Below are 24,035 nucleotides of genomic sequence, written 5' to 3'. Positions count from 1 at the left end.
GCGCGAAGCACTGCCGACCACCACGGACCATTTGCAATGGTGAACAATATGACCGACTTAACCGCGCAAGACGCCGCATGGCAAACACGGGATCACCTTGATGACCCGGTCATTGGCGAACTGCGCAACCGTTTTGGGCCGGATGCCTTTACCGTTCAGGCGACTCGCACCGGGGTACCCGTTGTTTGGGTCAAGCGTGAACAATTACTGGAAGTTGGCGATTTCTTAAAGAGACTGCCGAAACCTTACGTCATGCTGTTTGACTTACACGGCATGGACGAACGTCTGCGTACGCACCGCGAAGGGTTACCCGCCGCGGATTTTTCCGTTTTCTATCACCTGATCTCCATTGAACGCAATCGCGATATCATGCTCAAGGTGGCTTTGTCTGAAAACGATCTGCGCGTACCGACTTTCACCAAACTGTTCCCGAACGCCAACTGGTATGAGCGTGAAACCTGGGAAATGTTTGGCATCGATATCGAAGGTCACCCGCACCTGACGCGTCTGCTGATGCCGCATACCTGGGAAGGTCATCCGCTGCGTAAAGACTACCCGGCGCGTGCAACCGAATTCGACCCGTTTGAGCTGACTAAAGCCAAACAGGATCTGGAAATGGAAGCGCTGACCTTCAAACCTGAAGATTGGGGCATGAAACGTAGCACCGAAAATGAGGACTTCATGTTCCTCAACCTCGGTCCTAACCACCCGTCTTCCCACGGTGCGTTCCGTATTGTGCTGCAGCTTGATGGCGAAGAAATCGTCGACTGCGTACCTGACATCGGCTACCACCACCGTGGCGCTGAAAAGATGGGCGAACGTCAGTCCTGGCACAGCTACATTCCGTACACCGACCGTATCGAGTACCTCGGCGGCTGCGTTAACGAAATGCCTTACGTACTGGCGGTTGAGAAACTGGCGGGCATCACCACGCCGGATCGCGTCAACGTGATTCGCGTCATGCTATCTGAACTGTTCCGTATCAACAGTCATCTGCTGTACATCTCCACGTTCATTCAGGACGTCGGCGCGATGACCCCGGTATTCTTCGCCTTTACCGACCGTCAGAAAATCTACGACGTCGTGGAAGCGATCACCGGTTTCCGTATGCACCCGGCCTGGTTCCGTATCGGCGGTGTGGCACACGATCTGCCGCGCGGTTGGGACAAACTGCTGCGTGATTTCCTCGACTGGATGCCAAAACGTCTGGATTCTTACGAGAAAGCCGCGCTGCGTAACACCATCCTGAAAGGCCGTTCGCAGGGTGTTGCCGCTTACGGTAAGAAAGAAGCGCTGGACTGGGGTTGTACCGGTGCTGCGCTGCGTGCGACCGGTATTGATTTCGACGTGCGTAAAGCGCGTCCGTACTCTGGCTATGAAAACTTTGACTTTGAGGTCCCGGTTGGCGGCGGTGTGTCCGACTGCTATACCCGCGTGATGCTGAAAGTTGAAGAGCTGCGCCAGAGTCTGCGCATCCTTGAGCAGTGCCTCAATAACATGCCGGAAGGCCCGTTCAAAGCGGATCACCCGCTGACGACGCCGCCACCGAAAGAGCGCACGCTGCAACATATCGAAACCCTTATCACCCACTTCCTGCAGGTTTCGTGGGGTCCGGTTATGCCGGCAAACGAGTCCTTCCAGATGGTAGAAGCGACCAAGGGTATCAACAGTTACTACCTGACCAGCGATGGCAGCACCATGAGTTACCGTACCCGTATCCGTACCCCGAGCTATGCGCACCTGCAGCAGATCCCGGTAGCGGTACGTGGCAGCCTGGTGTCCGACCTGATCGTCCATCTGGGTAGTATCGATTTTGTTATGTCAGATGTGGACCGCTAATTATGCACGAGAATCAACAACCACAAACCGAGGCTTTTGAGCTGAGTGCGGCTGAGCGTGAAGCGATTGAGCACGAGAAGCACCACTACGAAGACCCGCGTGCGGCGTCCATTGAAGCGCTGAAAATCGTTCAGAAACAGCGTGGCTGGGTGCCGGATGGGGCGATCTATGCGATCGCTGATGTGCTGGGTATTCCGGCAAGCGACGTAGAAGGTGTTGCTACGTTTTATAGCCAGATCTTCCGCCAGCCGGTAGGTCGCCACGTGATCCGCTATTGCGACAGCGTGGTGTGCCATATCAACGGCTACCAGGGGATCCAGGCCGCGCTTGAGAAAAAACTCAACATCAAGCCGGGGCAGACGACTTTTGATGGTCGCTTTACGCTGCTGCCGACCTGTTGCCTGGGGAACTGCGACAAAGGGCCAAACATGATGATCGATGAGGATACTCACGCTCATCTGACCCCGGAAGGCATTCCCGAACTGCTGGAGCGGTATAAATGAAAGACATTATCCGTACTCCCGAAACCCATCCGCTGACCTGGCGTCTGCGTGATGACAAACAGCCGGTCTGGCTGGACGAATACCGTAGCAAGAACGGCTACGAAGGTGCGCGTAAGGCCCTGACCGGGCTGTCACCGGACGAAATCGTTAATCAGGTAAAAGACGCTGGCCTGAAAGGGCGTGGCGGCGCGGGCTTTTCCACCGGTCTGAAGTGGAGCCTGATGCCGAAAGACGAATCCATGAACATCCGTTACCTGCTGTGTAACGCCGATGAAATGGAGCCGGGCACCTATAAAGACCGTCTGCTGATGGAACAGCTGCCGCACCTGCTGGTGGAAGGCATGCTGATTTCCGCGTTTGCGCTGAAAGCGTACCGTGGTTACATCTTCCTGCGCGGTGAATATATCGAAGCAGCCGTGCATCTGCGTCGCGCGATCGCCGAAGCGACCGAAGCCGGTCTGCTTGGCAAAAACATTATGGGCACCGGTTTCGACTTCGAACTGTTTGTCCACACTGGGGCAGGGCGTTACATCTGCGGTGAAGAAACCGCGCTGATCAACTCCCTCGAAGGTCGCCGTGCTAACCCACGCTCCAAGCCGCCGTTCCCGGCAAGCTCTGGCGCATGGGGTAAGCCGACCTGCGTAAACAACGTCGAAACCCTGTGTAACGTACCGGCTATCCTCGCGAACGGCGTGGAGTGGTACCAGAACATTTCGAAGAGCAAAGACGCGGGCACCAAGCTGATGGGCTTCTCCGGTCGTGTGAAGAACCCTGGCCTGTGGGAACTGCCTTTCGGTACTACCGCGCGTGAGATCCTCGAAGATTACGCGGGCGGCATGCGCGATGGCCTGAAGTTCAAAGCCTGGCAACCTGGCGGCGCGGGGACTGACTTCCTGACCGAAGCACACCTCGATCTGCCGATGGAATTCGAAAGCATTGGTAAAGCAGGTAGCCGTCTGGGCACCGCGCTGGCAATGGCTGTCGATCACGAGATTGGCATGGTTCCTCTGGTGCGTAACCTCGAAGAGTTCTTTGCCCGCGAGTCCTGTGGCTGGTGTACGCCGTGCCGTGATGGTCTGCCGTGGAGTGTGAAAATTCTGCGCGCGCTTGAGCGTGGCGAAGGCCAGCCTGGGGATATCGAGACACTTGAGCAACTGTGTCGTTTCCTCGGCCCGGGTAAAACCTTCTGTGCACACGCACCGGGTGCAGTGGAGCCGCTGCAGAGCGCCATTAAATATTTCCGCGAAGAATTCGAAGCTGGCATCAAGCAGACCTTCAGCAATACCCACGCTATTGGTGGTATTCAGCCGAACCTGCTGAAAGAGCGCTGGTGATCACAGGGTTAGCCCTGTGTCGCGATAAGAAATTCGATTAACGCTCGGTTACGACCGAGCCAACTGGAAGCATGCTGACTATGGCTACGATTCATGTAGACGGCAAAGAATATGAGGTCAACGGAGCGGACAACCTGCTGGAAGCTTGTCTGTCTCTTGGCCTTGATATTCCGTACTTTTGCTGGCACCCGGCGCTGGGAAGCGTCGGTGCTTGCCGCCAGTGTGCGGTGAAGCAATATCAGAACGCGGAAGACACGCGTGGTCGCCTGGTGATGTCTTGTATGACACCGGCCACCGAAGGCACCTTTATTTCTATTGATGACGAAGAAGCGAAGCAGTTCCGCGAAAGCGTCGTGGAGTGGTTGATGACTAACCACCCGCACGACTGTCCGGTCTGTGAAGAGGGCGGCAACTGCCACCTGCAGGATATGACCGTCATGACCGGTCACAGCTTCCGTCGCTACCGCTTCACGAAGCGTACTCACCGTAACCAGGACCTGGGGCCGTTCATCTCTCACGAAATGAACCGCTGCATCGCCTGCTATCGCTGTGTACGTTACTACAAAGATTACGCCGATGGTGCGGATCTGGGCGTGTATGGCGCACATGACAACGTCTACTTCGGTCGTCCGGAAGACGGTACGCTCGAAAGCGAATTCTCTGGCAACCTGGTCGAAATTTGTCCAACCGGCGTCTTCACCGATAAAACGCACTCCGAGCGTTATAACCGTAAATGGGACATGCAGTTTGCGCCGAGCATCTGCCAGCAGTGTTCCATCGGCTGTAACACCAGCCCGGGCGAGCGCTACGGTGAACTGCGTCGTATCGAAAACCGTTATAACGGTACCGTTAACCACTACTTCCTCTGCGACCGTGGTCGTTTCGGCTATGGTTACGTGAACCTGAAAGACCGTCCGCGTCAGCCGGTACAGCGTCGTGGCGATGACCTGATCACGCTGAACGCCGAGCAGGCGATGCAGGGCGCGGCAGATATTCTGCGTCAGTCGAAGAAAGTGATTGGTATTGGCTCCCCGCGCGCCAGCGTTGAAAGTAACTTCGCGCTGCGTGAACTGGTCGGTGCGGATAACTTCTATACCGGTATCGCTCAGGGCGAACTGGATCGTCTGCAACTGGCGTTGAGCGTACTGCGTGACGGCGGGATTCATACTCCGGCTCTGCGCGAAATCGAATCTTATGATGCGGTTCTGGTGCTGGGCGAAGATGTCACCCAGACCGGCGCACGCGTTGCGCTGGCAGTGCGTCAGGCGGTGAAAGGTAAAGCGCGTGAAATGGCGGCGGCACAGAAAGTGGCTGACTGGCAGATCGCAGCAATCCTTAATATCGGCCAGCGTGCTAAGCATCCGCTATTCGTTACCAACGTCGATAACACCCGTCTGGACGATATCGCCGCTTGGACCTATCGCGCACCGGTTGAAGATCAGGCGCGTTTAGGTTTCGCTATCGCCCACGCGCTGGATAACAACGCGCCGGCGGTTGACGGTATCGACCGTGACCTGCAGAACAAAATTGACGTTATCGTTCAGGCACTAGCCGGGGCGAAGAAACCACTGATTATTTCCGGCACCAACGCCGGTAGCGCCGAAGTGATTCAGGCGGCTGCCAACGTGGCGAAGGCGCTGAAAGGCCGTGGCGCAGACGTCGGCATCACTATGATTGCTCGCTCGGTTAACAGCATGGGCCTCGGCATGATTGGCGGTGGTTCCCTTGACGATGCGCTGACCGAGCTGGAAACAGGCCGCGCTGACGCTGTTGTGGTGCTGGAAAATGACCTGCATCGCCATGCTTCAGCCGCTCGCGTTGATGCCGCGCTGGCGAAAGCGCCGCTGGTACTGGTCGTTGACCATCAGCGTACGGCAATTATGGAAAACGCCCATCTGGTGCTTTCCGCTGCAAGCTTCGCCGAAAGCGATGGTACGGTGATTAACAACGAAGGCCGCGCCCAGCGTTTCTTCCAGGTTTATGACCCATCCTACTACGACAGCAACACCGTAATGCTGGAAAGCTGGCGCTGGCTGCACTCGCTGCACAGCACCGTGCAGAGCCGTGAAGTGGACTGGACGCAGCTCGACCACGTTATCGACGCGGTCGTTGAGAAGTTGCCGCAGCTGGCGGGCATTAAAGATGCCGCGCCGGACGCAAGCTTCCGTATCCGTGGACAGAAGCTGGCGCGTGAACCGCACCGCTACAGTGGGCGTACCGCAATGCGCGCCAACATCAGCGTACACGAACCGCGTCAACCGCAGGACAAAGACACTATGTTCGCTTTCTCTATGGAAGGGAACAACCAGCCGTCTGCACCGCGTTCACAAATTCCGTTTGCCTGGGCTCCGGGCTGGAACTCCCCACAGGCGTGGAACAAGTTCCAGGATGAAGTGGGCGGTAAACTGCGTCATGGCGATCCGGGCGTGCGCCTGATCGAAGCTTCTGCGGATGGTATGGATTACTTCACTACCGTTCCGGCGAGCTTCCAGGCTCAGGATGGTCAGTGGCGTATCGCGCCTTACTATCACCTGTTTGGCAGTGACGAAATGTCCCAGCGTGCGCCGGTCTTCCAGACCCGTATGCCGCAGCCGTACATCAAACTCAACCCGGCTGATGCCGCGAAGTTGGGTGTTAATGCCGGTACGCGCGTTTCTTTCAGCTACGATGGCAACACGGTTACGCTGCCGGTTGAAATCGCTGAAGGATTAACGGCAGGGCAGGTTGGTTTACCGATGGGCATGCCTGGCATCGCGCCGGTTCTGGCAGGTGCGCGTCTTGAGGATCTGCAGGAGGCACAACAATGAGTTGGATTACACCCGATCTGATTGAGATCCTGCTGAGCATTCTCAAAGCTGTGGTGATCCTGCTGGTGGTGGTCACCTGCGGGGCATTCATGAGCTTTGGCGAACGTCGTCTGCTGGGTCTGTTCCAGAACCGTTACGGACCGAACCGTGTTGGCTGGGGCGGTTCGCTCCAGCTGGTTGCGGACATGATCAAGATGTTCTTTAAAGAAGACTGGATCCCGAAATTCTCGGATCGCGTCATCTTTACCCTGGCACCGATGATCGCCTTCACCTCGCTGCTGCTGGCTTTCGCCATCGTGCCAGTGAGTCCGAACTGGGTGGTTGCTGACCTGAACATCGGGATCCTGTTCTTCCTGATGATGGCGGGCCTCGCGGTATACGCGGTGCTGTTCGCCGGCTGGTCCAGTAACAACAAATACTCCCTGCTCGGTGCGATGCGTGCGTCTGCGCAGACCCTGAGCTACGAAGTGTTCCTCGGACTTTCCCTAATGGGCGTGGTGGCGCAGGCCGGTTCATTTAACATGACCGACATCGTCAACAACCAGGCTGATATCTGGAACGTTATTCCGCAGTTCTTTGGTTTTGTCACCTTTGCCATCGCGGGCGTGGCGGTGTGTCACCGTCACCCGTTTGACCAGCCAGAAGCCGAGCAGGAACTGGCCGACGGTTACCACATTGAATATTCCGGTATGAAATTCGGTCTGTTCTTTGTGGGTGAGTACATCGGTATCGTCACCATTTCTGCACTGATGGTTACCCTGTTCTTCGGTGGCTGGCATGGCCCGTTCTTACCACCATTCGTCTGGTTCGCGCTGAAAACCGCGTTCTTCATGATGATGTTCATTTTGATTCGTGCGTCGTTACCGCGTCCTCGTTATGACCAGGTAATGTCCTTCGGCTGGAAAGTCTGTCTGCCGCTGACGCTCGTCAACTTGCTGGTAACGGCGGCTGTCATTCTCTGGCAGGCGCAATAAGGGACACAAAGACCATGACCTTAAAAGAATTGTTCGTAGGTTTCGGCACCCAGGTACGCAGTATCTGGATGATCGGCCTGCATGCGTTCGCGAAACGCGAAACGCAGATGTACCCGGAAGAGCCGGTCTATCTACCGCCCCGTTTTCGTGGTCGTATCGTTCTGACTCGTGATCCAGACGGTGAAGAGCGCTGCGTTGCCTGTAACCTGTGCGCGGTAGCGTGTCCGGTAGGCTGTATCTCTTTGCAAAAAGCAGAGACCAAAGATGGCCGCTGGTATCCGGAGTTTTTCCGCATTAACTTCTCACGCTGCATTTTCTGCGGCCTGTGCGAAGAAGCCTGTCCGACAACGGCTATTCAGCTGACTCCAGATTTCGAGCTGGGTGAGTACAAGCGCCAGGACCTGGTTTACGAGAAAGAGGATCTGCTGATCTCCGGTCCGGGCAAATACCCGGAATATAACTTCTACCGGATGGCAGGTATGGCAATCGACGGCAAAGATAAGGGCGAAGCAGAGAACGAAGCCAAGCCTATCGACGTCAAGAGCCTGTTACCGTAAGGAGAGGGGCAATGGAGTTCGCTTTTTATATCTGTGGCCTGATAGCCATTCTCGCAACCTTGCGGGTGATCACCCACACCAATCCGGTACACGCACTGCTGTATCTGATTATTTCGCTGCTGGCGATTTCCGGGGTGTTCTTCTCGTTAGGCGCTTACTTCGCCGGTGCGCTGGAAATTATCGTCTACGCGGGCGCTATCATGGTGCTGTTCGTATTCGTGGTAATGATGCTCAACCTCGGTGGTTCTGAAATTGAACAGGAACGCCAGTGGCTGAAACCTCAGGTGTGGATTGGTCCGGCGATTCTGTCGGCCATCATGCTGGTGGTCATTGTTTACGCGATTCTGGGCGTAAACGATCAGGGCATCGACGGGACGCCAATTAGCGCGAAAGCAGTCGGTATTTCCCTGTTCGGACCGTATGTACTGGCGGTCGAACTGGCTTCGATGCTGCTGCTGGCGGGCCTGGTTGTGGCCTTCCACGTGGGGCGCGAAGAGCGTTCAGGTGAAGTGCTGAGCAATCGCACTGATGACCGCGCGAAAAGAAAAACGGAGGAGCACGCATGATCCCCTTACAACATGGACTGATCCTCGCTGCGATTTTATTCGTCCTGGGTTTGACTGGTCTGGTTATCCGCCGCAATCTGCTGTTTATGCTGATCGGGCTGGAAATCATGATTAACGCCTCCGCGCTGGCCTTTGTGGTCGCCGGAAGCTACTGGGGCCAGACCGATGGTCAGGTGATGTACATTCTCGCCATCAGCCTTGCGGCTGCGGAAGCGAGCATTGGACTTGCGCTGTTGCTGCAACTTCATCGCCGTCGCCAGAACCTGAACATCGATTCAGTAAGTGAGATGCGTGGATGAACATGCTTGCCTTAACCATTATTCTGCCATTTATTGGCTTTGTATTACTGGCGTTTTCCCGTGGTCGTTGGTCAGAAAATTTGTCCGCTACCGTGGGTGTCGGGTCGATCGGTCTGGCCGCGCTGGTGACTGCGTTTGTTGGCGTTGATTTCTTTGCCAATGGCCAGCAGGCTTACAGCCAGCCGCTGTGGACCTGGATGTCAGTCGGCGACTTCAACATCGGTTTTAACCTGGTGCTGGATGGCCTGTCGCTGACCATGCTCTCCGTGGTGACCGGTGTCGGTTTCCTGATCCACATGTTCGCCTCCTGGTATATGCGCGGAGAAGAGGGCTATTCTCGTTTCTTCGCCTACACCAACCTGTTTATCGCCAGCATGGTGGTTCTGGTGCTGGCGGATAACCTGCTGCTGATGTACCTCGGCTGGGAAGGCGTGGGCCTGTGCTCCTATCTGCTGATTGGTTTCTACTATACCGATCCGAAGAATGGCGCTGCGGCAATGAAAGCCTTCGTGGTAACCCGTGTTGGTGACGTATTCCTGGCGTTCGCGCTGTTCATCCTCTACAACGAGCTGGGCACGCTGAACTTCCGCGAAATGGTGGAACTGGCGCCTGCGCACTTTGCAGATGGTAACAACATGCTGATGTGGGCAACCCTGATGCTGCTGGGCGGTGCGGTCGGTAAATCTGCGCAGTTGCCGTTGCAAACATGGCTTGCTGATGCGATGGCCGGCCCGACGCCTGTCTCTGCGCTTATCCACGCTGCGACGATGGTTACTGCCGGTGTCTACCTGATTGCACGTACGCACGGCCTGTTCCTGATGACCCCAGAAATCCTGCACCTGGTGGGGATTATCGGTGCCATCACTCTGGTGCTGGCGGGTTTTGCTGCGCTGGTACAGACCGACATCAAACGCGTTCTTGCGTACTCCACCATGAGCCAGATTGGTTATATGTTCCTGGCTCTCGGTGTACAGGCGTGGGATGCGGCGATTTTCCACCTGATGACGCACGCCTTCTTTAAAGCGCTGCTGTTCCTGGCATCCGGCTCGGTTATCCTGGCTTGCCACCACGAACAGAACATCTTCAAGATGGGCGGACTGCGTAAGTCAATTCCGCTGGTGTATCTCTGCTTCCTGATCGGTGGCGCGGCGCTGTCGGCTCTGCCGCTGATTACCGCTGGCTTCTTCAGTAAGGATGAGATTCTGGCCGGTGCAATGGCGAATGGTCATATTAATCTGATGGTCGCAGGTCTGGTCGGTGCGTTCATGACCTCTCTGTATACCTTCCGTATGATTTTCATCGTGTTCCACGGTAAAGAACAAATTCACGCTCATGCAGGGAAGGGGATTACCCATCATCTGCCGCTGATTGTGCTGATGATCCTGTCCACCTTCGTTGGCGCGCTGATTGTGCCGCCGCTGCAGGGTGTACTGCCTGCGACGACCGAGCTTGAGCATGGTCGCGTCATGACGCTGGAAATTACCTCCGGTATCGTAGCGATTGCGGGCATCCTGATCGCAGCATGGCTGTGGCTGGGTAAACGCCAGCTTGTGACATCGATTGCCAACAGTGCGCCGGGCCGCCTGCTGGGTACCTGGTGGTATAACGCCTGGGGCTTCGACTGGCTGTATGACAAAGTGTTCGTCAAGCCGTTCCTGGGTGTTGCCTGGTTGCTGAAACGCGATCCGCTCAACTCAATGATGAACATTCCGGCGATCCTTTCCCGCTTTGCAGGTAAAGGCCTGTTGTTGAGCGAGAACGGTTATCTGCGCTGGTATGTCGCATCAATGAGCATCGGCGCCGTCGTTGTGCTGGCACTGTTGATGGTACTGCGTTGAGTTTGAGGATTGTGGGGTTGATGTCGGATGGCGCTCGCGCTTATCCGACCTACGGGAATCTGTAGGCCCGGTAAGCGTTCGCGCCACCGGGCAAAAAAAGCCGCAATCCGAAGTGAATTTTCTGTTTGAGAATTCGTTGAAAATCAGGTCCTGATGGGACTTTAACAAGGAATAAAGATCGCCATGTTACTACCCTGGCTAATATTAATTCCCTTTATCGGTGGCTTCCTGTGCTGGCAGACCGAACGCTTTGGCGTGAAGGTGCCGCGCTGGATCGCGCTGATTACCATGGGATTGACGCTGGCGCTTGGCCTGCAACTGTGGTTGCAGGGCGGCTATTCACTGACGCAATCCGCTGGCATTCCGCAGTGGCAGTCTGAGTTTGTCCTGCCGTGGATCCCACGTTTTGGCATCTCTATTCATCTGGCTATCGACGGTCTGTCGCTGCTGATGGTAGTGCTGACCGGTCTGCTCGGTGTTCTGGCGGTACTTTGCTCCTGGAATGAAATCGAAAAATACCAGGGCTTCTTCCATCTGAACCTGATGTGGATCTTAGGCGGCGTGATTGGTGTGTTCCTTGCCATCGACATGTTCCTGTTCTTCTTCTTCTGGGAAATGATGCTGGTGCCGATGTACTTCCTGATCGCGTTGTGGGGGCATAAAGCCTCTGACGGTAAAACGCGTATCACGGCGGCGACCAAGTTCTTCATTTATACCCAGGCGAGTGGTCTGGTGATGTTGATTGCCATCCTGGCGCTGGTGTTTGTGCACTATAAAGCGACCGGTGTGTGGACCTTCAACTATGAAGAGTTGCTGAATACCCCGATGTCCCACGGTGTGGAATATCTGCTGATGCTGGGCTTCTTCATCGCCTTCGCGGTGAAAATGCCGGTGGTTCCGCTGCACGGCTGGTTGCCGGATGCGCACTCCCAGGCGCCGACCGCAGGTTCTGTTGACCTGGCGGGGATCTTGCTGAAAACCGCGGCTTACGGTCTACTGCGCTTCTCTCTGCCGCTGTTCCCGAACGCGTCGGCGGAGTTTGCACCTATCGCAATGTGGCTGGGTGTTATCGGTATCTTCTACGGCGCGTGGATGGCCTTTAATCAGTACGATATCAAACGCCTGATTGCTTACACCTCCGTATCGCACATGGGCTTCGTACTGATTGCTATCTACACCGGCAGCCAGCTGGCTTACCAGGGTGCGGTTATTCAGATGATCGCGCACGGTCTGTCCGCAGCCGGTCTGTTCATTCTGTGTGGTCAGCTGTACGAACGTCTGCACACGCGTGATATGCGTATGATGGGCGGCCTGTGGGGCAAAATGAAATGGTTGCCTGCGCTGTCAATGTTCTTCGCCGTGTGTACGCTGGGTATGCCGGGTACAGGTAACTTCGTTGGCGAATTTATGATTCTGTTCGGCAGCTACCAGGTGGTTCCGGTCATTACCGTGATCTCGACCTTTGGTCTGGTGTTTGCCTCTGTTTACTCGCTGGCGATGTTGCATCGCGCTTACTTCGGTAAAGCGAAGAGCCAGATTGCCAGTGTTGAACTGCCAGGGATGTCGCTGCGTGAGTTGTTTATCATCCTGTTGCTGGTCGTGCTTCTGGTACTGCTTGGCTTTTATCCGCAGCCGATTCTGGATACCTCGCATTCTGCGATGAGCAACATCCAGCAGTGGTTTGTTAATTCCGTTACTACTACAAGGCCGTAAATCGCCATGACAATAACTCCACAACACCTGATTGCGCTGCTACCGCTGCTGATCGTCGGCTTGACGGTGGTGGTTGTGATGCTCTCCATTGCGTGGCGACGCAATCACTTCCTCAATGCCACGTTATCGGTCATTGGGCTTAACGCCGCGCTGGTTTCGCTCTGGTTTGTTGGCCAGGCTGGCGCCATGGACGTCACCCCGCTGATGCGGGTTGACGGTTTCGCCATGCTCTACACCGGACTGGTGCTGCTGGCGAGTCTTGCCACCTGTACCTTTGCTTACCCGTGGCTGGAAGGCTACGATGACAACCGGGAAGAGTTCTACCTGTTGGTGCTGATTGCCGCACTCGGCGGTATTCTGCTGGCTAATGCTAACCATCTGGCGGCGCTGTTCCTTGGTATTGAGCTGATCTCTCTGCCGCTGTTTGGTCTGGTTGGCTATGCGTTCCGTCAGAAACGTTCGCTGGAAGCCAGTATCAAATACACCATTCTGTCTGCCGCAGCGTCTTCCTTCCTGCTGTTCGGTATGGCGCTGGTGTACGCGCAGTCTGGCAATCTGTCGTTTGTTGCGCTCGGTAAGAGCCTCGGCGACGGCATGCTGCACGAACCGCTGCTGCTGGCGGGCTTCGGTCTGATGATTGTTGGCCTCGGCTTTAAACTTTCGCTGGTTCCGTTCCACCTGTGGACGCCAGACGTTTACCAGGGCGCTCCGGCTCCGGTTTCCACCTTCCTGGCGACGGCGAGCAAAATCGCTATCTTCGGCGTGGTGATGCGTCTGTTCCTGTACGCACCGGTAGGGGATAGCGAAGCGGTACGTATCGTACTGGGCGTGATTGCCTTTGCTTCCATCATCTTCGGTAACCTGATGGCGCTGAGCCAGACCAATATTAAACGTCTGCTCGGTTACTCTTCTATCTCTCATCTCGGCTACCTGCTGGTGGCGCTGATTGCTCTGCAGAGCGGCGAGATGTCGATGGAAGCGGTTGGCGTTTACCTGGCCGGTTACCTGTTCAGCAGCCTCGGCGCGTTCGGTGTGGTCAGCCTGATGTCCAGCCCGTACCGCGGCCCGGATGCGGACTCTCTGTTCTCCTACCGTGGTCTGTTCTGGCATCGTCCGATCCTCGCGGCAGTGATGACGGTAATGATGCTGTCTCTGGCCGGTATCCCGATGACGCTGGGCTTTATCGGTAAGTTCTACGTACTGGCAGTCGGTGTGCAGGCTAACCTGTGGTGGCTGGTTGCCGCTGTGGTGGTCGGTTCGGCGATTGGTTTGTACTACTATCTGCGTGTTGCCGTGAGCCTGTACCTGAGCGCACCGCAACAGCTGAACCGAGATGCGCCATCCAACTGGCAGTACAGCGCGGGCGGTATCGTGGTGCTGATTTCTGCCCTGCTGGTACTGGTGCTGGGTATTTACCCGCAACCGCTGATCAGCATTGTGCAGTTAGCGACTCCGCTGATGTAAGGCTACATGCAGTAACGAAAAAACCCGCCTCGGCGGGTTTTTTTATGCGTGAAATACGGTCAGTTCAATAGCTGACGGCTCACCAGCGGACCGCTGATGCCTTTTGCTGTGCGATCCATCACTTCCTGGATCACTGAAGAAAGCTCATTGACTTCGAATTTGGCCACGTAGCCATCCGCTTTTACTCGGCGAACATGATCTTCGTTCGCACTACCGGAAAGCGAAGAGTGGATAACGACCGGGATCTTCTTCAGGCGTTCGTCGGTTTTTATTTTGCGGGTAAGCGTAAAACCGTCCATCTCCGGCATTTCGAGATCGGTGAGTACCAGGGCGATCTTCTCGCTAATAGGCTTGCCCTCCGCCAGTGCTTCTGCGGAAAGCTGCTGTATTTTTTCCCACGCATCCTGGCCCGTTACATGCATCAGATGCGGGATTTCCATGGCGTTAAGCCCTTTTTCCAGCATTGCGCGGGCCACTTTTGAATCATCTGCCACAATCGCCACCGCACCCGGCGTGATGTTGAATTTATTGGTTTTCAGATCGGTTGCGCGCAGGTCGTGGTTCGCCGGTACGATGTCGTACAAGATCTGCTCAACGTCGAGCACCAGCGCCAGGTTGTTGGTCTCTTTGTTGTCGTCCAGGCAAGCGATACTGGTGATATAGCGACCATTGACGGCTTTCTCGGCGGTATGCACCTGTTGCCAGTCCAGGCGCATAATGTTTTCCACTGACTCCACCGCAAACGCCTGGACGCTGCGGGCATATTCTGTGATCAACAGGATGTTGAGTCCGGTCTCTGGTTTACAGCCCGCGACGGCGGGCAGGTCAATCACCGGGATCACCTGATCGCGAATATTAACCATACCCAGCAGCGGGGCCTTCATACCAGCCGGACGTGTAAAGGTCGGCATCGGCACGATTTCACGCAGCTTGAATACGTTGATGCCAAATAGCTCTGATTTCTGCTCCTCAACAGATTTGCCGAGGCGAAATAGCAGCAGTTCAAAACGGTTAGACAGGGTTAGGTTTGTCCTGTCATCAATATCTTTCTGGAAATTGTTCATCCTGTCCTCAGTGTGAAAGCCAGCCTTTCCACTGTTATCGGCACTGAGGCGGAAAAATAAAGCGTTAAACGCTGAAAATGGCGAAATCGTGAGCCAGTTCCGTGTCTGGAAAAATCGCTTTGCACTCTTCAAGCAAACGCTGACAGCCTTTTTCATCATAGCGTGAGCTAACGTGGGTCATGATCAGGCGTCCCACTCCGGCATCCAGCGCCAGCTGTGCGGCTTGTCGGGTTGAGCTGTGCCCGCGACTGTTCGCTTTCTCCTCCATTGAGGCATCCAGCGTGGTTTCGTGTACCATGACATCTACACCTCGAGCCAGTTCAATGGCGGACGCGCAGGGTCCTGTGTCACCGAAAATAGCGACTGATTTTCCCCTGGTGGCCGGGGCGAGGAAGTCGGCGCCGTGGATCGTACGTCCATCCTCCAGCACGATAGTTTTCCCGGCTTTCAAATCCTGAAACCACGGGCCCGCTTTAACACCTGCTGCCTTCAGGGCGCTAGCGTCAAGCGCACCGGGTTTGTCATGCTCTTGAATGCGAAAACCGTAGCACTCCAGCGGATGCGCCAGCGGGTACGCCGTGACTTTACGCAGGCCGTCATCGACAATCTCACCTGCGGTGATTTCCACAATTTCCATCGGATAATCGGTCCAAGAGCCGCTCAGACGTAATGCGGTTTCGGTAAACTCTCGCAACCCTTTTGGCCCGTAAAGCGTCAGAGGCTGGACATTGCCGGCCATTGAGCGACTGCACAGTAGTCCCGGTAAACCAAACAGGTGATCGCCGTGCAGATGGCTGATAAAAATACGATCGAGTTTTCCTGGATTGAAAGGGGTGGTGAGCATCTGATGCTGCGTCCCTTCACCACAATCAAAAAGCCACAGCCCCGCCTGAGTCGGGTGTTGCAGATTCAGTAAAATTGCCGTTACATTGCGTGAGCGAGTGGGGACTCCCGCTGACGTGCCTAAAAATAGTAATTCCATCTTCGCGTTACACTTTTCGCCATCAATAAGGCAGGGTGTTCAGGTTATCACAACATAGGGGCAGACAATGATTCACTGGCAAGATCTCCACCATGCAAAGCTGAGTACCCAACAACTGTACGCACTACTTCAGTTGCGATGCGCGGTGTTTGTAGTTGAGCAACAGTGTCCGTACCAGGATGTGGATGGCGATGACCTGGTTGGAGAGAATCGCCATATTCTGGGCTGGCATAACGATGAGCTGGTGGCGTATGCGAGGATTCTGAAAAGCGATGACGAGCTGGAGCCGGTGGTGATTGGTCGGGTGATTGTAAGCGAAGCGCTGCGCGGTGAAAAACTGGGGCAACAGCTGATGGCCCAGACGCTGGCATCCTGCGCGCAACACTGGCCACACAAGGCGTTATATCTGGGCGCGCAGGCGCATCTGCAATCGTTCTATGCGCGCTTTGGCTTTGTTCCGGTAACGGATATCTATGACGAAGACGGTATTCCACACGTCGGAATGGCGCGGGAAGCACATCAGGCGTAAACAGGCGCAAACAGTCCAGGTTGTCTATAGTTAGCGGGTACGTCAATTGAAAGGGAGAATATAATGTCTTTTCATTCTTATGAATCACGTATCGATGATGATCTGGAATTATTAAGTGAAACGCTGGAAGAGGTGCTGCGTTCTTCTGGCGACCCAGCAGATCAAAAATACCTTGAGTTAAAAGCGCGGGCAGAACGGGCGTTAGAAGAGGTGAGAAATCGCGTCAGCCATGCTTCTGACAGCTACTATTACCGTGCGAAAAAAGCTGTTTGTCGGGCGGATGATTATGTGCACGAAAAACCCTGGCGCGGGATCGGCGTTGGCGCCACAGTCGGTTTAGTGATGGGATTATTGTTAGCACGGCGATAAATTCCGTTCTGTCATCGCATTTGTACGTACTCCCTAACTGGGGGTACTGCTTTTTCTGCTCAGTACCCCGTATAATGTGAGGTTTTTAACAGGGAGAGGTCCGCGTGCATTCAATCACTACTGCGCTGGAAAGTCTGATGCGTCATTTGTCGCAAGAGATACCAGCCGCACCTGGAATTCGTATTTACGATATACCTTTCCCACTGAATGATGCGTTTGACGCTTTAGGATGGCTGGCCAGTCAACCCGTCTGGCCCCAGTTTTACTGGCAGCAGCGTAACGGCGACGAAGAGGCCGCCGTATTAGGGGCCGTCGCCGCATTTTCCTCGCTGGAATCGGCCCAGCAATTTTTACACCAGCATGATAATCATCCCGACCTGCGCATCTGGGGCCTGAATGCCTTTGAGCCACAGCGTGGCAATTTGCTGCTGCCGCGGCTGGAGTGGCGACGTTGCGCCGGAGTGGCGAGCTTACGCTTACATCTCTACAGCGACGTATCGTTACGTGACGACGCCGCGCAGGCGCTGGCGTTTATCTCATCGCTCGCCAATGTTAAGCCGCTACCCGCGTTGCGTCTCAGTTTGACGGGAGAACAGAACTGGCCAGATAAAGCGGGCTGGACAAATCTGATAAAACTCGCCACCCAAACGATCGCAGGAGAAGACCTCGATAAGGTCGTGCTGGCGCGGGCGACCGACTTACAGTTTTCTCAGCCGGTTAATGCCGCGGCCGTGATGGCATCCAGCCGTCGCTTAAACCTGAACTGCTACCATTTCTTTATGGCATTCTCTGCCGACTCCGCTTTTCTTGGCTCTTCCCCTGAGCGTCTGTATCGGCGGCGAGACACGGCGCTGCGCACCGAGGCGCTGGCCGGAACCGTGGCCAATCATCCAGAGGATCATCGGGCCTGGCAGTTGGGTGAATGGCTAATGAAAGATGATAAAAACCAGCGTGAGAATATGCTGGTGGTTGAAGATATTTGCCAGCGCCTGCAAGGCTGTACGCAAACTCTCGACGTGCTGCCGCCACAGGTGCTCAGGCTGCGTAAAGTGCAGCACCTGCGCCGTTGCATCTGGACGGAACTGAATCAGGCCGACGATACGCTTTGCCTGATGCAACTCCAGCCCACGGCGGCTGTCGCCGGTATTCCGCGAGAGCTGGCGCGTGAATTCATCCAACAAAATGAACCCTTTGAACGTGAGTGGTATGCCGGTTCTGCGGGTTATCTTTCACTGCGCCAAAGTGAGTTTTGCGTGTCACTACGTTCGGCGAAAATTAGCGCAAACGTGGTGCGCCTGTATGCCGGGGCAGGGATCGTACGTGGTTCAGATCCTGAGCAGGAATGGCAAGAAATAGACAACAAAGCGGCGGGTTTACGTACTTTATTACAGATGGAAGCCTAATGAGTCACACATTACCGACTCATATCAAAAATCCATTTATTCGATTCTTTATACTGTGTCGCAATATTGATACCGGACAATCTCATGTCAGTAAGCGCATTTAACCGACGCTGGGCGGCGGTCATTCTGGAAGCACTCACTCGCCACGGCGTCAGGCATGTCTGCATTGCCCCTGGCTCTCGTTCTACACCGTTGACGCTGGCGGCAGCGGAAAACCCCGCATTCATCCATCACACCCATTTTGACGAGCGTGGCCTTGGGCATCTGGCCTTAGGTCTGGCAAAAGTTAGCCGTCAGCCTGTCGCCGTGATTGTGACGTCCGGTACCGCGGTGGCGAATTTATATCCCGCGTTGATTGAAGCGGGCCTGACCGGTGAAAAACTAATTTTACTTACGGCAGACCGACCGCCAGAGCTTATCGACTGTGGTGCGAACCAGGCGATTCGTCAGGCCGGAATGTTTGCCTCGCATCCATCGCAAACGCTCTCTTTACCGCGTCCGACTCAGGACATTCCGGCAAGCTGGCTGGTGTCCACTATTGATAATGCGTTAGCAACCCTGCATAGCGGGGCGGTTCATATCAATTGCCCGTTTGCGGAACCGCTGTATGGCGATATGGACGAAACGGGGATTGCCTGGCAGCAGCGCCTCGGCGACTGGTGGCAGGACGATAAACCCTGGCTGCGAGAAGCGCGTCGGCTGGAAAGCGACAAACAGCGCGACTGGTTTTTCTGGCGACAAAAACGCGGCGTAGTCATTGCGGGCCGCATGAGCGCTGAAGAAGGTAAGAAGGTTGCGCAGTGGGCGCAGACGTTAGGCTGGCCGCTGATTGGTGATGTTCTGTCGCAAACCGGACAACCGCTGCCGTGCGCCGACCTGTGGCTGGGAAATGCGAAAGCGGTAGCTGAGTTACAGCAGGCGCAGATTGTGGTGCAGCTTGGCAGCAGCCTGACCGGAAAACGACTCCTGCAATGGCAGGCCAGCTGCGATCCGCAGGAATACTGGATTGTCGATAATATCGAAGGCCGCCTCGATCCGGCTCACCATCGTGGCCGCAGGCTGGTGGCGAAAGTTGGCGACTGGCTGGAGCTGCATCCGGCGGAGAAACGTCAGCCCTGGCACGTGGAAATCCCTCGTCTGGCGCAACTGGCCTGGCAGGCGGTAGAAGCCCGTCGTGAGGCGTTTGGTGAAGCGCAATTAGCCCACCGTATTCGTGAATACTTGCCGGAGCAGGGGCAGCTGTTCGTGGGTAACAGTCTGGTGGTACGCCTGATTGATGCGCTGTCGCAGCTTCCGGCTGGTTACCCGGTCTATAGCAACCGTGGCGCGAGCGGTATTGACGGCCTGCTGTCAACGGCAGCAGGTGTACAGCGTGCCAGCGCGAAATCGACGCTGGCGATTGTTGGCGATTTATCTGCATTGTATGACCTGAATGCGCTGGCGTTATTGCGCCAGGTTTCTGCACCGTTTGTCCTGATAGTGGTCAACAATAACGGCGGACAGATTTTTTCTCTGCTGCCGACGCCAGCCAGCGAACGCGAACGGTTCTATCTGATGCCGCAGAACGTACATTTCGAGCATGCTGCCGCCATGTTTAACCTTAAATACCAGCGCCCGGAAAACTGGGAGCAACTGGAGAGCGCGTTGACTAACGCCTGGCGTACTCCTGCGGCCACGGTGATTGAGCTGGTGGTGAATGAAACTGACGGGGCGCAAACCTTGCAGCAACTGCTGGCGAAGGTAAGTCATCTATGATCCTGCATGCGCAGGCGAAAGAGGGCCAGACGGGATTTCCCTGGCTGGTTTTCCTGCACGGTTTCTCTGGCGATTGTCGGGAATGGCAGACGGTCGGCGAAGCGTTTCAGGATTATTCGCGGCTATACATCGATCTGCCGGGACACGGTGGCTCTGCTGACATCAGCGTGAGCGGATTCGATGACGTAAACGTTTTGCTGCGTAATACTCTACTTAGTTACAACATACACAACTACTGGCTGGTGGGATACTCTCTTGGTGGCAGAGTCGCGATGATGGCGGCCTGTCAGGAGATGCCAGGGCTTTGTGGTCTGGTGGTTGAAGGTGGACATCCAGGCTTGCAAGGCGAAGAGGCGCGCGTTCAGCGTCGTCTCTCGGATGGCCGCTGGGCTGCGCGTTTTCGCGCAGAGCCGCTACGTGAGGTGTTTAATGACTGGTATCAACAGCCCGTTTTTTCCTCGCTGAACACGGTACAAAGAGAGGCGCTGGTCGCTCTGCGTAGCCAGAATAATGGGCAAACGCTGGCGGCAATGCTGGAGGCCACCTCGCTTGCCGTACAACCTGATTTACGTGCGCAACTCACGACGTGCACATTTCCGTTTTATTATTTATGTGGTGAACGTGACGATAAATTCCGCGCTCTGGCGGCGGAAATATCAGTACCAAACCATGTGATTCGTAATGCCGGACACAACGCGCATCGGGACAACCCCGCGGGTGTAGTGGACTGTCTGGCTCAGATTCTGCGTCGCTGACTATAGGACATTTTATGATCTATCCTGATGAAACAATGCTTTACGCACCAGTAGAATGGCACGATTGCTCTGAAGGCTATACCGACATTCTTTACGAGAAATCCACCGACGGTATCGCAAAAATCACCATTAATCGTCCGCAGGTACGCAATGCCTTCCGTCCGGTCACTGTGAAAGAGATGATCCAGGCGCTGGCGGATGCCCGCTATGATGACAACATCGGCGTAATTATTCTGACCGGTGCTGGCGACAAAGCGTTCTGCGCAGGCGGCGATCAGAAGGTACGTGGCGACTACGGCGGATACCAGGATGACTCCGGTGTGCATCACCTGAACGTGCTGGACTTCCAGCGTCAGATTCGTACCTGTCCGAAACCGGTCGTGGCGATGGTTGCAGGTTTCTCCATTGGCGGCGGTCATGTGCTGCACATGATGTGTGACCTGACCATTGCGGCTGAAAACGCCATCTTCGGTCAGACCGGTCCTAAAGTCGGTTCCTTCGACGGCGGTTGGGGCGCTTCCTATATGGCGCGCATCGTCGGTCAGAAAAAAGCGCGTGAAATCTGGTTCCTGTGCCGTCAGTACGATGCGAAACAGGCGCTGGATATGGGGCTGGTCAACACCGTGGTTCCGCTGGCGGATCTGGAAAAAGAGACAGTACGCTGGTGTCGCGAAATGCTGCAAAACAGCCCAATGGCGCTGCGCTGCCTGAAAGCTGCACTGAACGCCGACTGTGATGGTCAGGCAGGTCTGCAGGAGCTGGCAGGTAACGCCACTATGCTGTTCTACATGACGGAAGAAGGTCAGGAAGGCCGTAACGCCTTTAACCAGAAACGTCAGCCTGATTTCAGCAAATTCAAACGGAATCCGTAATGCGTAGCGCGCAGGTATACCGCTGGCAGATCCCCATGGACGCGGGGGTGATTCTGCGCGACAGGCGGTTAAAAACGCGTGACGGGTTATACGTATGTCTTCGTGACGGTGAGCGTGAAGGGTGGGGAGAAATCTCCCCGCTGCCGGGCTTCAGTCAGGAAAGCTGGGAAGAAGCGCAAACCGAGTTGCTGGCCTGGGTGAAAGGCTGGCTGCAAGGGGATGCCTCCTTACCGCAACTGCCTTCGGTCGCCTTTGGCGTAAGCTGTGCGCTGGCCGAACTGGCTGGCGTATTGCCACAGGACGCAGACTATCGTGCTGCACCGCTGTGTACGGGCGATCCTGACGATCTGGTACTGCAACTGGCGGACATGCCGGGCGAAAAAGTGGCGAAGATTAAGGTCGGTCTGTATGAAGCGGTTCGCGACGGCATGGTAGCCAATCTGTTACTTGAGGCGATCCCGGAGCTGCATTTGCGACTTGACGCCAACCGGGCCTGGACGCCGTTGAAAGCTCAGCAGTTCGCGAAATACGTTAATCCGGAGTACCGTGGACGCATTGCCTTCCTCGAAGAACCGTGCAAAACCCGTGATGATTCTCGTGCCTTCGCGCGTGAAACCGGCATTGCCATCGCCTGGGATGAAAGTCTGCGTGAAGCGGATTTCACCTTCGAAGCCGAAGAGGGCGTCAAGGCTGTGGTTATCAAACCTACGCTGACCGGCAGTCTCGATAAAGTCCGTGAACAGGTGGCAGCGGCGCATACGCTTGGTCTTACTGCCGTTATCAGTTCGTCAATCGAGTCGAGTCTGGGCTTAACCCAGCTGGCGCGAATTGCCGCCTGGTTGACGCCGCAAACCATCCCGGGTCTGGATACCCTGAGCCTGATGCAGTGCCAGCAGGTACGCACCTGGCCGGGTAGTGCATTGCCGTGTATCGACGTTGATGCGCTGGAACGTCTGCTATGATCAAGCAGGAAATGCCCGATAGCGTGAGCTTATCGGGCCTGATACAACCCAGTGACTGGCCGTGGCGTAACTGGCGACAGGTTCGTGCGAAGGCGCCAGCCTTACGCCTCAACGATGAGGTATTAAGCTGGAGCGAGCTCTGCGCGCGCATCGACCATCTGGCCTGCGGTTTTGCCGCTCAGGGCGTGGAAGAAGGCGATGGCGTCCTGCTTCGCGCCTGGAATCATCCGCGCGCTTTGCTGGCCTGGCTCGCGCTGCTGCAGTGTGGGGCGCGGGTTTTACCTGTGAACCCACAGTTGCCTCAGTCGCTGCTTGATGCGCTGGTCCCGGACTTAACGCTACGTTTTGCGCTGGATCTGGAGGCTGCTATCGCACTCCCGGAACTCAGCCTGTTACAGATGCAGTCGTTGCCAGGCGATCACGCCACCGCATGGTTGCCCGAGCGTTTGAGCACGATGACGTTAACCTCAGGTTCTACCGGATTACCAAAGGCGGCGGTGCATACCTGTCAGGCGCATCTGGCAAGCGCGCAGGGCGTACTGTCATTAATGCCGTTTGGTGCTGAGGATGACTGGCTGCTCTCATTGCCGCTGTTTCATGTTTCCGGGCAGGGCATTTTGTGGCGATGGTTGTTCGCCGGAGCGCGAATGACCGTGCGCGACAAACAGCCGCTGGATCAAATGCTGGCTGGATGCACTCACGCTTCACTGGTGCCCACGCAACTGTGGCGCTTACTTGTTAATAACACACCAGTCACGCTAAAAGCGGTGCTGCTGGGCGGTGCGGCAATTCCTGTTGAGTTGACGGAACAGGCGCGTGAACAGGGGATTCGTTGCTGGTGCGGTTACGGATTGACGGAGTTTGCTTCTACGGTTTGTGCGAAAGAGGCAGATGGCCTGGCGGATGTGGGCTCTGCTTTACCAGGGCGGGAAGTCAGGATCGTTAATGACGAAGTTTGGCTACGAGCCGCCAGCATGGCGCAAGGTTACTGGCGTAACGGACAGCTTATGCCTTTAGTGAACGCTGAAGGCTGGTTTGCAACCCGCGATCGCGGCGTGTTGAAGGACGGCAAGTTAACCATTGTCGGTCGTATGGACAATCTGTTCTTTAGCGGCGGGGAAGGCATACAGCCGGAAGAGGTGGAACGCGTGATTGCCGCACACCCACATGTTCTGCAGGCCTTTATTGTGCCGATAGAAGACAAAGAATTTGGCCATCGCCCGGTGGCGGTCGTTGAGTATGACGCTAATGCTGGAGAAACTAATCTGGCAGAGTGGGTAAAAGATAAGCTGGCCCGCTTTCAGCAACCGGTATGTTGGTTGACATTGCCACCCGAGCTTAAAGCCGGAGGGATTAAAATCTCGCGTCGTGCGTTGTCGGATTGGGTAAGTGCTTCATCATTAACATTAAGAAAGCATTAATTACATTTCTCATTTTTGTCATTCCGCAG

At 55.6% G+C, this 24,035-nt stretch carries 21 protein-coding genes; 19 read left to right on the top strand and 2 right to left on the bottom strand.

Annotated elements, in window-relative coordinates; genetic code table 11:
- Positions 1-36: 36 nt before the first annotated feature.
- From nuoC to nuoN, 11 genes are all read left to right on the top strand, one after another.
- Positions 37-1,839 (top strand): NADH-quinone oxidoreductase subunit C/D, encoded by a 1,803-nt coding sequence (gene nuoC / locus OGV74_RS15010; RefSeq protein WP_003028072.1) that lies wholly within the window; start codon positions 37-39, stop codon positions 1,837-1,839.
- Between the two features lie 2 nt (positions 1,840-1,841).
- Positions 1,842-2,342 (top strand): NADH-quinone oxidoreductase subunit NuoE, encoded by a 501-nt coding sequence (nuoE, locus tag OGV74_RS15005; RefSeq protein ID WP_003028069.1) that lies wholly within the window; start codon positions 1,842-1,844, stop codon positions 2,340-2,342.
- Positions 2,339-3,676, top strand: a complete 1,338-nt coding sequence (nuoF, locus tag OGV74_RS15000; RefSeq protein ID WP_003839356.1) for an NADH-quinone oxidoreductase subunit NuoF — start codon at positions 2,339-2,341, stop codon at positions 3,674-3,676. The genes nuoE and nuoF overlap by 4 nt, the downstream gene beginning before the upstream one ends.
- 80 nt (positions 3,677-3,756) lie before the next feature.
- Positions 3,757-6,483 (top strand): NADH-quinone oxidoreductase subunit NuoG, encoded by a 2,727-nt coding sequence (gene nuoG / locus OGV74_RS14995; RefSeq protein ID WP_003839358.1) that lies wholly within the window; start codon positions 3,757-3,759, stop codon positions 6,481-6,483.
- The gene (gene nuoH, locus OGV74_RS14990) at positions 6,480-7,457 is read left to right on the top strand and encodes an NADH-quinone oxidoreductase subunit NuoH (protein WP_003028063.1); all 978 of its coding nucleotides are present in this window, start codon (positions 6,480-6,482) and stop codon (positions 7,455-7,457) included. Before nuoG ends, nuoH begins: the two co-directional genes overlap by 4 nt.
- Before the next feature lie 14 nt (positions 7,458-7,471).
- Positions 7,472-8,014, top strand: a complete 543-nt coding sequence (gene nuoI, locus OGV74_RS14985) for an NADH-quinone oxidoreductase subunit NuoI (protein WP_003028062.1) — start codon at positions 7,472-7,474, stop codon at positions 8,012-8,014.
- 11 nt (positions 8,015-8,025) lie between these two features.
- Entirely contained in the window at positions 8,026-8,580 is a 555-nt protein-coding gene (gene nuoJ, locus OGV74_RS14980; protein WP_003028059.1) for an NADH-quinone oxidoreductase subunit J, read from the top strand.
- Positions 8,577-8,879, top strand: coding sequence for an NADH-quinone oxidoreductase subunit NuoK (gene nuoK / locus OGV74_RS14975; protein WP_000612644.1), 303 nt, complete (start codon positions 8,577-8,579; stop codon positions 8,877-8,879). The genes nuoJ and nuoK overlap by 4 nt, the downstream gene beginning before the upstream one ends.
- Positions 8,876-10,717 carry an NADH-quinone oxidoreductase subunit L gene (gene nuoL, locus OGV74_RS14970; RefSeq protein WP_003027695.1) on the top strand — a complete coding sequence of 614 codons (1,842 nt, stop codon included), beginning with the start codon at positions 8,876-8,878 and terminating at the stop codon, positions 10,715-10,717. Before nuoK ends, nuoL begins: the two co-directional genes overlap by 4 nt.
- A gap of 183 nt (positions 10,718-10,900) precedes the next feature.
- Positions 10,901-12,430 carry an NADH-quinone oxidoreductase subunit M gene (gene nuoM, locus OGV74_RS14965; protein WP_003027692.1) on the top strand — a complete coding sequence of 510 codons (1,530 nt, stop codon included), beginning with the start codon at positions 10,901-10,903 and terminating at the stop codon, positions 12,428-12,430.
- 6 nt (positions 12,431-12,436) lie between these two features.
- Positions 12,437-13,894, top strand: coding sequence for an NADH-quinone oxidoreductase subunit NuoN (gene nuoN / locus OGV74_RS14960; protein ID WP_003027689.1), 1,458 nt, complete (start codon positions 12,437-12,439; stop codon positions 13,892-13,894).
- A gap of 59 nt (positions 13,895-13,953) precedes the next feature.
- On the opposite strand, the gene OGV74_RS14955 is transcribed toward nuoN, so the two are convergent.
- Positions 13,954-14,958: a chemotaxis protein gene (locus tag OGV74_RS14955; RefSeq protein ID WP_003839364.1), complete on the bottom strand. Its 1,005-nt coding sequence runs from the start codon at positions 14,956-14,958 to the stop codon at positions 13,954-13,956.
- Positions 14,959-15,022: 64 nt separating this feature from the next.
- On the bottom strand, positions 15,023-15,940 hold the full coding sequence (gene rbn, locus OGV74_RS14950; RefSeq protein WP_003845091.1) for a ribonuclease BN: 918 nt from the start codon (positions 15,938-15,940) through the stop codon (positions 15,023-15,025).
- 67 nt (positions 15,941-16,007) lie between these two features.
- Here rbn and OGV74_RS14945 point away from each other — a divergent pair, with 67 nt between their 5' ends.
- The 8 genes from OGV74_RS14945 (at position 16,008) to menE (ending at position 24,006) form a co-directional block, all read left to right on the top strand.
- Entirely contained in the window at positions 16,008-16,469 is a 462-nt protein-coding gene (locus OGV74_RS14945) for a GNAT family N-acetyltransferase (protein WP_003027684.1), read from the top strand.
- A gap of 63 nt (positions 16,470-16,532) precedes the next feature.
- A complete protein-coding gene (elaB, locus tag OGV74_RS14940) occupies positions 16,533-16,838 on the top strand; it encodes a stress response protein ElaB (RefSeq protein WP_003027683.1) in 306 nt (101 codons plus the stop codon).
- A 104-nt stretch (positions 16,839-16,942) separates the two neighbouring features.
- The gene (gene menF / locus OGV74_RS14935) at positions 16,943-18,241 is read left to right on the top strand and encodes an isochorismate synthase MenF (RefSeq protein WP_086504377.1); all 1,299 of its coding nucleotides are present in this window, start codon (positions 16,943-16,945) and stop codon (positions 18,239-18,241) included.
- A gap of 84 nt (positions 18,242-18,325) precedes the next feature.
- A complete protein-coding gene (menD, locus tag OGV74_RS14930) occupies positions 18,326-19,996 on the top strand; it encodes a 2-succinyl-5-enolpyruvyl-6-hydroxy-3-cyclohexene-1-carboxylic-acid synthase (protein WP_003027675.1) in 1,671 nt (556 codons plus the stop codon).
- A complete protein-coding gene (gene menH, locus OGV74_RS14925) occupies positions 19,993-20,751 on the top strand; it encodes a 2-succinyl-6-hydroxy-2,4-cyclohexadiene-1-carboxylate synthase (RefSeq protein ID WP_003027673.1) in 759 nt (252 codons plus the stop codon). Before menD ends, menH begins: the two co-directional genes overlap by 4 nt.
- 14 nt (positions 20,752-20,765) lie before the next feature.
- Complete coding sequence (gene menB / locus OGV74_RS14920; RefSeq protein ID WP_003027671.1) at positions 20,766-21,623, top strand: 1,4-dihydroxy-2-naphthoyl-CoA synthase; 858 nt, start codon at positions 20,766-20,768, stop codon at positions 21,621-21,623.
- Positions 21,623-22,585 carry an o-succinylbenzoate synthase gene (menC, locus tag OGV74_RS14915; protein WP_086504376.1) on the top strand — a complete coding sequence of 321 codons (963 nt, stop codon included), beginning with the start codon at positions 21,623-21,625 and terminating at the stop codon, positions 22,583-22,585. The genes menB and menC overlap by 1 nt, the downstream gene beginning before the upstream one ends.
- On the top strand, positions 22,582-24,006 hold the full coding sequence (gene menE / locus OGV74_RS14910) for an o-succinylbenzoate--CoA ligase (RefSeq protein WP_086504375.1): 1,425 nt from the start codon (positions 22,582-22,584) through the stop codon (positions 24,004-24,006). Before menC ends, menE begins: the two co-directional genes overlap by 4 nt.
- The last annotated feature ends 29 nt before the right edge of the window (positions 24,007-24,035 follow it).

The sequence above is a fragment of the Citrobacter sp. Cf116 genome (assembly GCF_030336505.1).
Taxonomy (GTDB): Bacteria; Pseudomonadota; Gammaproteobacteria; order Enterobacterales; family Enterobacteriaceae; genus Citrobacter; species Citrobacter freundii.
The sequence above is the reverse complement of the archived record's forward strand: the minus strand, read 5'-3'. Positions and strand labels throughout refer to the sequence as shown.